The sequence below is a fragment of the Streptomyces sp. NPDC046465 genome (assembly GCF_040646035.1).
Lineage (GTDB): Bacteria > Actinomycetota > Actinomycetes > Streptomycetales > Streptomycetaceae > Streptomyces.
The window spans coordinates 1-12,934 of sequence record NZ_JBEYZK010000004.1 but is presented as its reverse complement, the minus strand read 5'-3'; the positions used below and the strand labels follow the sequence as shown (position 1 = coordinate 12,934).

The window sequence follows — 12,934 nt, the reverse complement described above, 5'->3', positions numbered from 1 at the left end:
TCGCGCAGCCCCCTGTGGATGCGGCCTCCGTAGACGCAGTCTCCGTAGACACGGCCCCAGTGGACGTACAGCGCAGCCGGAACGCTGCACTCCGGGAGCCGACGACGCCGCGGCAACGCGCACCCCGAAGAAACCGTGCGCCCCAGAGCACTCCACCGGGGAGAATGACCGGGTGCGGTACAAAATCCTGGGCGCCACCGAGGCGTACGACAGTCATGGCGCCCCCCTGCCCGTAGGGGGCCAGCGGCTGCGCGCCCTGCTCGCAGCCCTCGTGCTCCGAGCCAACCGCACGGCCACCGTCGGCACCCTCATCGACGAGGTCTGGGCGGCCGACCCGCCGACCGACGCCCCCGCCGCCCTGCAGGCCCTCGTCGGCCGCCTGCGCCGCGCCCTGGGCAAGGACGCCGTCGTATCGGCCCCCGGCGGCTACCGCCTGGCCGTCGCCCCCGAGGACGTCGACCTGTACCGCTTCGAGCGCCTCGCGCGCGAGGCCAGGACCGCGCTGGACCGCGGCGACGCGGCGGCCGCCGCCCGCGCCCTGCGCGAAGCGCTCGCCCTGTGGCGCGGCCCCGCCCTCGCCGACCTGCCCGACCGCAGCGCCGCGGCACGCCCCGAGGCCCTGCGCGCCGAGGCCGTCCGCGCGCGGATCGAGGCGGACCTGCTCCTTGGCCGCGCGCCCGACGTCGTACCGGAACTGCGCGAACTGACCGCCCTTCAGCCGTACGACGAGACGTTGCGCGCCCTCCTCATCCGCGCCCTGCGCGACGCCGGCCGCGGAGCCGCCGCACTCGCCGCCTACGAGGAGGCGCGCCGCGCCCTCGCCGAGGGCCTGGGCACCGGGCCAGGGCCTGAACTGCGAGCACTGCACGCACAGTTGCTCGGCGGGCCGGACGAGACGGCCCCGCCCCGGGCGGCGACCCCGTCGAGGACGGCGACCCCGTCGAGGGCGGTGCCCGCCGAACGGCCCGCCCCCGTCGAACGGCCCGCCCCCGTCGAGCGGTCAGCCCCCGTCGAGCGATCGGCCCCCGTCGAGCGGAAGGGGAACATCCGTACCCGCTTGACGTCTTTCGTCGGCCGGGAACCAGAACTCGCCGCCATCCGTTCCGACTTGCACAGGGCCCGCCTCGTCACCCTCACCGGACCGGGCGGCTCCGGCAAGACCCGCCTCGCCGAGGAAGCCGCCGCCGGGCATCCGCAGGCATGGCTGGCCGAGCTCGCCCCGCTCGACCACCCCAGGGCGGTGCCCGGCGCTGTCGTCAGCGCGCTCGACCTGCGCGAGACCGTCCTGATGACCAGCGAACTGACCGCGCCGCAGGACGACCCGGTCGCCCAGCTCGTCGAGTACTGCGCCCAGCGCAGCCTGCTCCTGCTCCTTGACAACTGCGAACACGTCATCGGCGCCGCCGCCGAACTCGCCGAGACCCTCCTCACGCACTGCCCGGGCCTCACCATCCTCGCCACCAGCCGCGAACCCCTCGGCGTGCCGGGCGAGTCGGTGCGCCCCGTGGAGCCGCTCCCGCCCGACCCCGCGCACCGCCTGTTCGCCGAGCGGGCCGCGGCGGTACGGGCCGGGTTCGACCCCGAGGAGGACGCGGCGGCCGTCGCGGAGATCTGCCGCCGTCTGGACGGCCTGCCGCTCGCCATCGAACTGGCCGCCGCCCGCCTGCGGTTGCTCACCCCGCGCCAGATCGCCGACCGCCTCGACGACCGCTTCCGCCTCCTGACCAGCGGAAGCCGCACGGTGCTGCCCCGCCAGCAGACCCTGCGGGCCGTCGTCGACTGGTCCTGGGAACTCCTTGACGAGGCCGAGCGGTCCGTCCTTCGCGAGGTGTCCGTCTTCGCAGGCGGCTGGGACCTCCCGGCCGCGGAGGCCGTCTGCACCGAGCCCGCCACGGACCTGATCGGCGCCCTCGTCGACAAGTCCCTGGTCGTGACCGTCCCCGCGGGCCCCGGGGACAGAGGCATGCGCTACCGCCTCCTGGAGACCATCCACGAGTACGCGAGCGAGCGCGCCGCCGAGACCCCGGAGCTGCTCGCCGCGGCCGGCGCACGCCACTCGGCGTACTTCGCCGCCCTCGTCGCCCGCGCCGACCCCCTCATCCGCTCGGCGGAGCAACTGCCGTGGATCACCTGCCTGGAGGTCGAGCTCGACAACATCCGGGCGGCCCTGCACCGCTTCATCGAGGCCGGTGACGTGGCCGCGGCGATCACGATGGTGCTGCACACGGGCTGGTTCTGGTGGCTGCGCAACTACCGCAGCGAGGGCGCCGACTGGATGGGCCGTGTCGTGGGGCTCGCCCCGGAAGGCCTGCCCGCCGAGGACGACCCGCTGTACTGGCCGTGGATGAACCTGCGGATACTGCATCTCTTCCTGGTCGCGGAGTCCAGGCCCGGGGACGGGGAGGAGCGCCCCGGCAGCCTGGCCGACGTGGAGTACGTCGAGGCGTTGCGCGCCGCGTTCATGCGGCCGGGCCCCGAGTCCGCCCGCTTCCCCGGGCTGATCTGGCCGTTCACCATCTTCTTCACCGGCGGCACCCACGAGGACGCCGTGATTCCGCTGAACCGTACGGTCGAGAACTGCCGCAGGTACGGCGGCGAATGGGACCTGGGCGTCATCCTCATGTTCCGCGCCCACATGGCCGTCGACATGCCCGGCAACCTCTCGGGCGTCGACGAGGACCTGGCGGAGCTGCGGGCGCTGAGCCGCCGGGTCGGCGACCGCTGGATGCGCGCCCAGGTGTGCAGCGCGGCGGGCGAGGCGGCCATGGCCCGCAGCCACCACGAGGAGGCCCGCGCCGAGTACGAGGAGGCGCTCCGCCTCGCCCACGAGGTGAGCGCGTACGCCGAGGCGCCGTTCCTGCTCGCCCGGCTCGCCGAGATCGCCTACCGCGAGGGCGACCGGGACGTCGCGTCCAAGGTCCTCGACGAGGCGAGCCAGGAGGCCGACCGGTCAGGGGTGACGGACTCGCGCGCCTTCGTCCGGCTCCTCCGGGCACTGATGCTCCTCGACGACGGGGACATCGCCGGAGCCCGCAGGCTGTGGGAGGCGGCGCGGAGCGAGTCCGCGTACGGCACGCCGCCCCCGCAGTTCGAAGCGGCCGTCGGAGGCCTGGAGGCACGCATCGTCGCGGCTGAGTCGGGCCCGGCCGAGGGGCTGCCGATCGTGGTCGCCGCACTGCGCGCGGCTCTGACGACCCAGTGCTCCGAGGTCATCCTGGCCTCCCTGGCGGACAGCACCGCCGTGCTCCTGAGCGACCTCGGCGACCACGCGCGTGCGGCCCGGGTGCTCGCCGCCGCCACTTCCCTGCGCAACGGATACCCGCGCCCGATGCCGGAGTCGGTACAGGCCGAGCGCACGGAGAGCGCGGCCGTCGCCGCGCTCGGCCCGGACGGGTACGAGCGGGAGCGCGCCGCGGGCAGCAGGCTGACGACCGAGCAGGTGCTCACCGAGACGGAGCAGTCGCAGGACTAGTTGCAGGTCATGCGGGACTGCGCCCAGTCCGCGAGGGCCACCGTGTCGAACGGCGAGTGCGGTTCGACGACGAGCCTGACCGTCTTGCGGCCGGTCAGGTTCACCCGCACGGGCACCGCAGGATCACCGCCCTTGACCAGCGGGGACTGCCACAGCCGCGCCCCGTCCCCGTACACGGAGAAGCGCACCTTGCCGAGCCCCATCGTCATGTCGTCGACACCGACGACCGCGTCGTACGTCGAACAGCTGCGGTTCAGGTCGATCGTGACGGAGGACTTGCCGTGCACGGTCACGCCGTGGGAGTACCGCTTGTCGGCGACCGACAGGCCCCAGCGCTGCCACACCCAGCTGGACTCGGTGAGCCGCATCTCGGGCTTGGTGCCGTCGCCCGTGAGGCCGTAGGCGAGCTCGTTCCACTGGTAGACCCGGGGGGCCGGAGGCGGTGGGGGCGGCGGCTTCGGGGGCGGGGTCGGCTTCGGCGGCTTCGGCGTGGGCTCGGGGGCCGGCGGGGGCGGCTTCGGCCTGGGGGGCTTCTCCTTCGCCGGAGGCTTCGGCTTCGGCGTGGGGGTGGGGGTCGGCTTGGGGGTCGGCTTCGGCGCGGGCGGCGGGGTCGGCCTGGGCTTCGGCTTCGGGGGCGGCGGCTTCTGCGGCACGATCGACTCGGAGACCGCGGGCTCCTTGGCCTTCGGCGGCGGGTCCGCCTTGGGCTTGCCGCCGCCTCCGGTGAGGGCGAGCGCCGCGGCGACCCCGGCGGCCACCACGACGCTCGCCGCGATCCCGGCCTTCGCCGGAGCGCCGAGCCCTTCGGAAGCGACGGCTCCGCCTCCCGCGGCCGACCCGCCGGAGGAGCCGCCCGCGGCGGCCGCACCGGCGGCTCCCGCCGCGCCCGCGCCCGCCGTACCGCCGCCGATGAGCGCGGCGGCCTTCGCATATCCGGCGGCACCGAACCAGCCGATGACGGCGACCGGCACGACCGCGGGGATGCCGCTCGCGACGTCCTTGATCTGGCCCGCGGCCAGCCGGCACTTGGCGCACTCCGCCAGGTGCTTGCGCAGGCCGCGCTCGGCGCGGGTGCGCAGGCCGCCGCGCGCATAGGCGCCGAGCCGGTCGGCGTAGCGCGCGCACTCCTCGCTCTCGGTGAGCGTCGCGCTCACGTGCGCCTGCAGATAGGCCTGTTTCAGACCCTCGCGGGCGCGGCTCGCGAGGACGCGCGTGCCGTTGGCGTCGAGGCCGAAGAGCGTGGCGACGTCGCTCGGGGACTCCTCCTCGACCTCCGTGTGCCACAGCACGGCCTGCCAGCGCTCCGGCAGGCTCCGGAAGGCCTGCATGGCCATCGACTGCTCGGCCTCGTGCATCGCGCGGACGTCCGCGCCCAGGTCCAGAGTGTCGTCGTCAGCGACCTCGGCACCGCGGACGGCCTGCGCCGCGAACACCGCGAAGTCGTCGACCAGGTGCTCGCGCTTCGCGGACTTCGTCCACCCCGCGGCGACCCGGCGCACGGTGGTCAGCAGATAGGCGCGCACGGCGTGCTCGGGCCCGCTGCCGCCGCGCACCGCCTGCAGCATGCGGGCGAACACCTCGGCCGTGAGGTCGTCGGCCGTGTGGGCGTCGCGGCAGCACGTACGGGCATAGCGGCGGACGGCATCGGCATGGCGGCGGTACAGCGCTTCGTACGCGGAGTCGTCGCCGCCCCGCATCCGGGCGATCAAGTCGGCGTCGGACACCGGGCCTTCGCCGCCCGTCGGCAGCGGGACTCCTGCACCGGCCGCACGCTGCGAGGGCACACTGGGCTCGGCCGCGGAGTCCGGTGGCGAGTCCGCGGAGGCCACACCCGCACCGGCCGAGGCTCCCGCACCGGCCGAAGCTTCCGCACCGCCACCGGGGCGGCCCTGCGGCGGCACCTGCCGGGAGGGCAGCTCGCCGGGTCCCGCGTCGGCGCTGCCCGAGGGGGCCTCCTCGCCGAAAGCGCCGGACGACTCGTCCCGACCGTCAACACTCATCGCGGAACGCCCCCGGTTGCACACTCAGACCCGACCACCGGGAAAGCGTGCCACACGGTCGCGCCACAGCCGATGGAGACGACGGTCAACCACCCGTCCGGGGCGATTTCCCGAAACAGAGCACTATCGTTCACCCATTCGGGGAAGGCTCAACGACCGCACTCGTACACGGGGTTGAACCTCCCACCGCATGGGAGCACCGAGAAGGCGAGCCGCGAAGCGGGCCGCGAGAGCGCCCCGGTCGGCTACGCGGGCCGCGACCGCAGCCCTTCGAGCAGGATGTCGAGCAGCCGCGAAGAGGCCGCCGCCTGCTGCGCCGCGTCCGGCAGCGAGGGTGCCGCCGTCGCGATCACGAGCAGCACGTCCGCCACCGTCACGTCCGCCCGCAGCGCGCCCGCCGCACGGGCCCGCTCCACAAGACGGCCGACGACATCGAGCAGCGTCGCCGCCCCCGCGTCGTCCTCCAGCGAGGTCGACTCCTCGACCGGCGCCTGGCGCTGTTCCACGAGGCGCAGCTCGGGAGAGTCCGGGACCGACTGCCGCTGCTGCGGCACCCGTGCCTCGTCCACGGCGGCGCCGTCCTCGACGCCCACCCGCAGCACCTGCGGCGGCAACAGCCGGCCCGCACCCGACGCCACGGACGTCCGCAGGAAGCGCGAGAGCGCCGACCACGGCTCGTCCTCCTGCCCGAGCGCCGCACGCGCCTGGTCGGTCAGCCGGGAGGTCTCCTCCTCGGCTATCCGCCTGACCAGCACGTCCTTGCTCGGGAAACGTCGGTAGACGGTGCCGACCCCGACCCGCGCGCGGCGCGCCACGTCCTCCATCGGCGCGCCGTAACCCAGCTCGCCGAAGACCTCGCGGGCCGCCCTCAGTACATGTTCGAGATTGCGCTGTGCGTCGACACGCAGCGGTGTCGTGCGCGCTCCTTCCCCCATGTCGCGTCCGTTCCCACCCGGGCCGACGGCTGACGCCGTCATGCCGGCGGAAGTCCAGTGAGTCTCCTGAATGTGCATACACGTTCCCCCGGTAATGACGTCTCCCCCCGGAGACACTCCCCGTCATTGACTACCGACGTGTGAGGAGCGAGCCCTTCCGCGAACCGGAATTTCGGCTCGACGAGCGCATCCCCCGACACCCCGACGTCACACGAACATAGTTGAGCGGGGGTCAATTCAGAAGAGGTGGGTTCCGCACAGCGCGCCCCCCGATCGGAGTACGCGCCCTTTCCGGCCTACTTGCACCCCGCCCCCGTACCCCCCTCGGCCCCGCTGACCTGCACACCTTTCACGCCCCGCGAGGCCCCCGCGAGCCGTTCGCACACACTGTGCCCGGTCACACAAATTGCCGGGCCTGTGGACAAACTCCAAAGCCGGGTGCGTCATGGGATGGTGAAGGCTGCGATCTCCCGGGGGACCACCCCCGCGTCCCAGGACTGTGTACGCATTCTCGTCGTCGGCGGCGGCTACGTCGGCATGTACACCGCGCTGAGACTCCAGCGAAAGCTGAAACACGAGCTCAAGCGCGGCGAGGTCGAGATTGTCGTGATCACCCCCGACCCGTACATGACCTATCAGCCGTTCCTGCCCGAAGCGGCGGCCGGCTCCATCTCGCCGCGCCACGTCGTCGTCCCGCTGCGCCGTGTCCTCGACAAGTGCCACATCGTCATCGGCGAGGTCGCGTCCATCGAGCACGCCAAGCGCACCGCCTCCTTCACCACCCTCGCCACCGAGGAGGAGGGCGCGGGCAACGCGCAGATCACCTACGACGAACTCGTCCTGGCCCCCGGCTCCATCGCGCGCACGCTGCCCGTGCCGGGCCTCGCCGAGTACGCCATCGGCTTCAAGACCGTCGAAGAGGCCATCGGCCTGCGCAACCACGTCATCGAACAGATGGACATCGCCTCCTCCACCCGCGACCCCGCGATCCGCGACGCCGCCCTGACCTACGTCTTCGTAGGAGGCGGATACGCCGGAGTCGAGGCGCTCGGCGAACTGGAGGACATGGCGCGCTACGCCACCCGCTACTACCACAACATCAAGCCCGAGGACCTGAAGTGGATCCTCGTCGAGGCGGCGGGCCGGATCCTGCCCGAGGTCGGCGAGGAAATGGGCAAGTACACGGTGCGCGAGCTGCGAAGGCGCAATATCGACGTACGCCTGGAGACCCGCCTTGACTCCTGCGAGGACCGGGTCGCCGTCCTCAGCGACGGCTCCCGCTTCCCCACCCGCACCGTCGTGTGGACCGCGGGCGTCAAGCCCCATCCCGTCCTCGCCGCGTCCGACCTGCCGCTGAACGAACGCGGCCGCCTCGCGTGCACCCCACAGCTGACCATCGACGGCACCACGCACGCGTGGGCGGCGGGAGACGCCGCCGCCGTCCCCGACGTAACGGCCGACCAGCCGGGCAAGGAATGCGCGCCCAACGCCCAGCACGCGGTACGCCAGGCCAAGGTCCTCGGCGACAACATCATCGCGTCCCTGCGCGAGAAGCCCCTCCAGGAGTACACGCACAAGTACGTGGGCTCCGTGGCCTCCCTGGGACTGCACAAAGGTGTCGCGCACGTCTACGGACGCAAGCTGAAGGGCTACCCTGCCTGGTTCATGCACCGCGTCTACCACTTGAGCAGAGTGCCGACCATCAACCGCAAGTCCCGTGTGCTCGCCGAATGGACCCTGTCCGGCCTGTTCAAACGCGAGATCGTCTCCCTCGGATCGCTCGAACACCCTCGTGCGGAGTTCGAACTCGCGGCCGGTGGCGAGCGCCCGAAGGAGTCCCCCTGACCGGAGTCAGGAACTCCCCGCGCAAGACCGGCGTCTGACGGATGTCAGTCCGTTCGGTCAGACTGTTCGTGTGACCATGGGCCGGCCGTCAGGCCGACACCAGGGACGTCCCGCTCTCGACAGGCTGTGTTCCCGATCCAGAAGCGTTCCCGATCCAGAAGCGACACCACGAGGCCTACCGCAGTGAACTTCACGCGCTGGAGCGCCCGGCTCCCCGGAACGCAGCGCCGCGCAGCAGCGCGGACCGAACAGGCGGTCGCCGCCACGCCACGCGGCGACGGCTCCGTCCCCGCCGCCCGCGCGGAGCGGCCCTCCGACGGAGCCGAGACAGGCCCGCCGGACGGCGCCGTCGGCCTCGCGGGCCTCGACGAACTGCCGGCCCGCGAGGTGCTCGACCGCATCCCCGCCCTCGTTGCCCTCGTGCACGGCGCCGACCACCGCATCGCGTACGTCAACGACGCGTACGTAGCCGCCTTTGGTCCCCGCCCCGTCGGCGAACCCGCCCGCGTGGCCCTGCCCGAACTGGACGAGCTGAGCCTGCTGCCACTCCTGGACCAGGTCCTGCGCAGCGCGAAGCCGCGCACCGTCAAGTCCCGCAAGGCACCCTCCGGCCGCTCGTACACCTTCACCTGTACCCCCGTGACGCTGCCGCTCGGCGGCTCCGCCGCGGGTCCCGAAGAGGGCGGCGGCGTCCTCGTGTTCGCCGCCGACGTCACCGACCACGCGGAGGCCGCCGAGCGGCTGCGCACCAGCGAGCGGGCCCAGCGCGAGACGGCCGTCACCCTCCAGAAGTCCCTCCTGCCCCAGGAACTGGAACAGCCCGACGACCTGCGCATCGCCGCCACCTACCAGCCGGGCGGCACCGAAGCCGCGGTCGGCGGCGACTGGTACGACGTGATCACCCTCGGCGGCGGCCGCACCGCCCTCGTCATCGGCGACGTGATGGGCCGCGGCGTGCGCGCGGCGGCCGTCATGGGCCAGCTCCGCACGGCCGTCCGCGCGTACGCCCGCCTGGACCTGCCCCCGCACGAGGTCCTGCAGCTCCTGGACGGCCTGGCCGCCGAGATCGACGCCAGCCAGATCGCCACCTGTGTCTACGCGGTGCACGACCCGAACGAAGGAAGCCTCGTCTACGCCTCGGCCGGACACCTGCCGATCCTCGTACGCGACGAGAACGGCACGATCCACCGCGCCGAAGAACCCACAGGCCCCCCGCTCGGCACCGGCGGCTGGCTGCACACCTCCGGCTCCGTCCCGCTCGGCCCCGGCTCCACCGCCGTCCTCTACACGGACGGCCTGGTCGAGCGGCGCAGCGAGGACATCGACGAAGGAGTGTCCTCCCTGGAGCGCGCCCTGGCCGGCGCCACCGGCACACCCCAAGTGGTGTGCGACCGGCTGATCCGCGCCCTGGGCGTCGCGGCCGACCACGACGACGACGTCGCCGTCATGGTCGTCCAGCACCCCGCCCGCACCGGCACGAACGCCGAGCTCTTCAGGAACGCCGCCCTGGAACTGCTCGGCGGCGTGGAAGCGGCACCACGCGCGCGTGCCTTCGCCACCGGCGTCCTCGCCAGCTGGCGCTTCTCCCCGGAACTGCACGACCTGGGCGTCCTCGCGGCCAGCGAACTGGTCGCCAACTCCCTCCAGCACGGCACCCCGCCGATGCGGCTGCGGCTGCGCCGCACCGACCGCCGGCTGATCATCGAGGTCACCGACGGCGACGACCACCTGCCGCGCCGCCGCCGCGCCGAACCTGCCGACGAGGCGGGACGCGGCATCGCCATCGTCGCCACGATCGCGTCGAACTGGGGCTCGCGCCGCACACCGGGCGGCGGCAAGGCCGTCTGGTGCGAGTTCGCGCTCCCGAAGTAGCCGCTCTCCGCGCAGTCGCTCCCCGCACGGAGCCCGCGCGACGCCCCGAACTTCAGGCGTCGGCCGTCGCGGGCTCCGCGGCCGTCGGGCCGCCCTGCGCCACCACCGGGCTCTTGGCCAGCGACGGCTGGTTCTGCACCGGGGTGAGCTGACGCCCCAGACGCACCGCGAGCACCGTCATGCCCAGCGAGAACAGCACGAACGTCACGATGTACGGCATGTGCAGCGCGGCACCCATCGGCCCGCCCACGGCCGGACCGACCGCGAGGGCCAGCTGCTTCACCAGGGCGAAGGCCGAGTTGTACTGACCGACCATGCCGCCCGGCGCCAGATCCGCGACCAGCGGCGCGACGGTCGGCGACAGCATCGCCTCACCGAGCCCGAAGAGCGCGTACGTCGAGATGAACGCGGCGGTCGCCATCTCCTGGCTGCCGTGCCCGACACCCGCGTACCCCGCGAGCAGCCACGCGAAGGCCCAGATCAGGCCTACGGAGGCGATCACCCGGGACCGCTTGCGGCGCTCGACGAACTTCAGGACGGCGAACTGCGCGATCACGATCACCGCCGTGTTGGCGGCGAGCGCGATGCCGAGCGTCGACGCCGAGATGCCCGCGGCCTCCACGCCGTACGCGGAGAGCCCCGACTCGAACTGTCCGTAGCAGGCGAAGAAGATCACGAAGCCGAGCACGCACAGCTGCACCATGGCCTTGTGCTTCAGGAGCGCGCGCATGCCGCCCCGCGGGGCCGAGGCGTCCTTCGGCATCGAGTCCTGGATGGACGGCGCGTGCGGAAGCCGCACGGTCAGCGCGATGGCCGCGAGAACCAGGAACATCACGGACTCGATGGAGAACAGCAGCGTGAAGCTGCCGGGACGGCTCTCGTCGACGATCTGGCCGCCGATGAGACCACCGATGCCGAGGCCCAGGTTCTGCAGGAAGAACTGCGTCGCGAAGGACCGCGTACGAGTGGCGGGCGTCGACGACCAGACGATCATCGTCGCAAGGGCAGGCTGCATGACCGCCGTGCCCGCGCCGAGCAGCGACGCGGCCAGGATGGCCGTCGGCTCGCTGTTCGCGAGGCCGAGCGCGACCGCACCCACGGAGGCGACGACCGCCGCTCCCACGAGCACCGGGAGAGGGCCGCGACGATCGATGACGCGGCCGGTGACGGGCAGGACGATCAGAGCGGCCATGGCAAAGGCGGCAAGGACGATCCCTGCCGTACTGGCCCCCAGATCCCGCACCTGCGCCACATAGACGTAGAGGAACGGAACCGTGAACCCGATGCCGAACGCGCTCAGCGCGCTGCCTGCCTGAATACGACGCATCGCTGCGCCCATCGCCCTGGTCACTTTCACCTGCCTTAGGAGTCGGAGTGAAGACTTAGAAGTGAAGACTTCGAAGCTAAAGTTAGGATCTAAACAATACACACTGAAGGACTTCAACGCCAAGTAGGGCCGTGCCATACTGCGGCCATGGGTGACACCCCCGGCCCGAGCGAGCCGACACTTGAACAACAGATCGCCGCGTACCAGCGGGAGTTCCAGGACCTCGACCCCCAGGTCGAGGAGATCGTCTCGGCCCTCGGCCGCCTGAACCGCCGCATGAACGTCGCCTACGGGCGCCAGACCGCGACCCTCGGCATCAGCAACGCCGAGTGGGAGGTCCTCAAGGCCCTCGTCCTCTCCGGAGCCCCGTACCAAATGGGCCCCGGCGAACTGGCCAAGGGCCTCGGCCTCACCCCGGCCGCCATGACGCACCGGATCGACCGCATGGTGGCGGAGGGGCTGGTCACCCGGGACCGCGACGAGTCCAACCGCGTCCGCGTGATCGTCGAGCTCACCGCGGAGGGCCGCGAGAAGTGGCTGGAGGCGATGCGCCTGGCCACGGTCTTCGAGGAGGACCTCCTCCAGGACCTTTCGCAGGACGAGCGGGGCGTCCTGGGCGAGGTGCTGACCCGTCTTCTACGTCGCGTGGAGCACGCCCAGCCGGACGCCGGCGGCCGCCTCACCGACCTGGACTGAGGCCTGGCCGACACGTGCACGGTGGAGGTTGACGGTCACCTGCCCGACCCGTATAGTTCTTCGGGTTGCCACGGAGCCGTAACGGTTCTGCGACAGCACCTCCCGCCGCGATCGTGCGGCAAATCAAACTCTGCACAACCTCCCAACGGAACCCATTCGGCATGCCCGAATTCAATTCCAAGGCTCGATTATGAGTCGCCGGGAAAACCCGCTAGAGTTTGAGACGTCGGAACGGCCCAACAGCCGCGAAGACAACCCCACTTCGACTGGGATTCAGGCCCGAAAGGATCTGATAGAGTCGGAACCGCCGAAAGGGAAACGCGAAAGCCGAAAGGCCGGAGCGGGAACCGGAAAGGCACCGAGGAAGTCGGACACGAAAGAGTCTGATAGAGTCGGAAACGCAAGAACGAAGTAACGAAGAACAAAAAGAAACACCGAAGGGAAGCGCCCGGAGGAAAGCCCGAGAGGGTGAGTACAAAGGAAGCGTCCGTTCCTTGAGAACTCAACAGCGTGCCAAAAGTCAACGCCAGATATGTTGATACCCCGACTTGCTTCGGCGAGTTGGAGGTTCCTTTGAAAAAGTCCTGTACGGCATTTGTTCGTGTAGGCAACACAGCGAGGACGCTGTGAACGGCCGGGATTATTCCTCCCGACCGTTCCGCTCTCGTGGTGTCGCACCGGATTACCGGTACACATTCACGGAGAGTTTGATCCTGGCTCAGGACGAACGCTGGCGGCGTGCTTAACACATGCAAGTCGAACGATGAAGCCCTTCGGGGTGGATTAG

Annotated in this window: 7 protein-coding genes and 1 rRNA gene; 5 read left to right on the top strand and 3 right to left on the bottom strand. The window is 71.6% G+C overall.

What is annotated here, in order from left to right; all coding sequences use genetic code 11:
* Positions 1-172 precede the first annotated feature (172 nt).
* On the top strand, positions 173-3,472 hold the full coding sequence (locus ABZ953_RS07520; protein ID WP_361718296.1) for a BTAD domain-containing putative transcriptional regulator: 3,300 nt from the start codon (positions 173-175) through the stop codon (positions 3,470-3,472).
* Here the strand turns inward: ABZ953_RS07520 and ABZ953_RS07515 are convergent.
* Positions 3,469-5,472, bottom strand: coding sequence for a sigma-70 family RNA polymerase sigma factor (locus ABZ953_RS07515; RefSeq protein WP_361718293.1), 2,004 nt, complete (start codon positions 5,470-5,472; stop codon positions 3,469-3,471). The genes ABZ953_RS07520 and ABZ953_RS07515 overlap by 4 nt on opposite strands.
* A 245-nt stretch (positions 5,473-5,717) precedes the next feature.
* Positions 5,718-6,485, bottom strand: coding sequence for a helix-turn-helix domain-containing protein (locus tag ABZ953_RS07510; protein WP_361718290.1), 768 nt, complete (start codon positions 6,483-6,485; stop codon positions 5,718-5,720).
* A gap of 372 nt (positions 6,486-6,857) precedes the next feature.
* Here ABZ953_RS07510 and ABZ953_RS07505 point away from each other — a divergent pair, with 372 nt between their 5' ends.
* Complete coding sequence (locus ABZ953_RS07505; protein WP_361718287.1) at positions 6,858-8,252, top strand: NAD(P)/FAD-dependent oxidoreductase; 1,395 nt, start codon at positions 6,858-6,860, stop codon at positions 8,250-8,252.
* 183 nt (positions 8,253-8,435) lie between these two features.
* Positions 8,436-10,124, top strand: coding sequence for an ATP-binding SpoIIE family protein phosphatase (locus ABZ953_RS07500; RefSeq protein ID WP_361718284.1), 1,689 nt, complete (start codon positions 8,436-8,438; stop codon positions 10,122-10,124).
* A gap of 52 nt (positions 10,125-10,176) precedes the next feature.
* Here ABZ953_RS07500 and ABZ953_RS07495 read toward each other — a convergent pair whose 3' ends face one another.
* Positions 10,177-11,463 (bottom strand): MFS transporter, encoded by a 1,287-nt coding sequence (locus ABZ953_RS07495; protein ID WP_361718281.1) that lies wholly within the window; start codon positions 11,461-11,463, stop codon positions 10,177-10,179.
* Positions 11,464-11,598: 135 nt separating this feature from the next.
* Here ABZ953_RS07495 and ABZ953_RS07490 point away from each other — a divergent pair, with 135 nt between their 5' ends.
* Positions 11,599-12,147, top strand: a complete 549-nt coding sequence (locus ABZ953_RS07490; RefSeq protein WP_361718278.1) for a MarR family transcriptional regulator — start codon at positions 11,599-11,601, stop codon at positions 12,145-12,147.
* A 695-nt stretch (positions 12,148-12,842) separates the two neighbouring features.
* Positions 12,843-12,934, top strand: a 16S ribosomal RNA gene (locus ABZ953_RS07485); the annotation flags it as partial.

Bases quoted from the DNA above. Each gene is read 5' to 3' on its own strand.
- ABZ953_RS07490 (WP_361718278.1), top strand. From the start codon at position 11,599: ATGGGTGACACCCCCGGCCCGAGCGAGCCGACACTTGAACAACAGATC.
- ABZ953_RS07515 (WP_361718293.1), bottom strand. From the start codon at position 5,472: ATGAGTGTTGACGGTCGGGACGAGTCGTCCGGCGCTTTCGGCGAGGAG.
- ABZ953_RS07510 (WP_361718290.1), bottom strand. From the start codon at position 6,485: ATGCACATTCAGGAGACTCACTGGACTTCCGCCGGCATGACGGCGTCA.
- ABZ953_RS07495 (WP_361718281.1), bottom strand. From the start codon at position 11,463: ATGGGCGCAGCGATGCGTCGTATTCAGGCAGGCAGCGCGCTGAGCGCG.
- ABZ953_RS07505 (WP_361718287.1), top strand. From the start codon at position 6,858: ATGGTGAAGGCTGCGATCTCCCGGGGGACCACCCCCGCGTCCCAGGAC.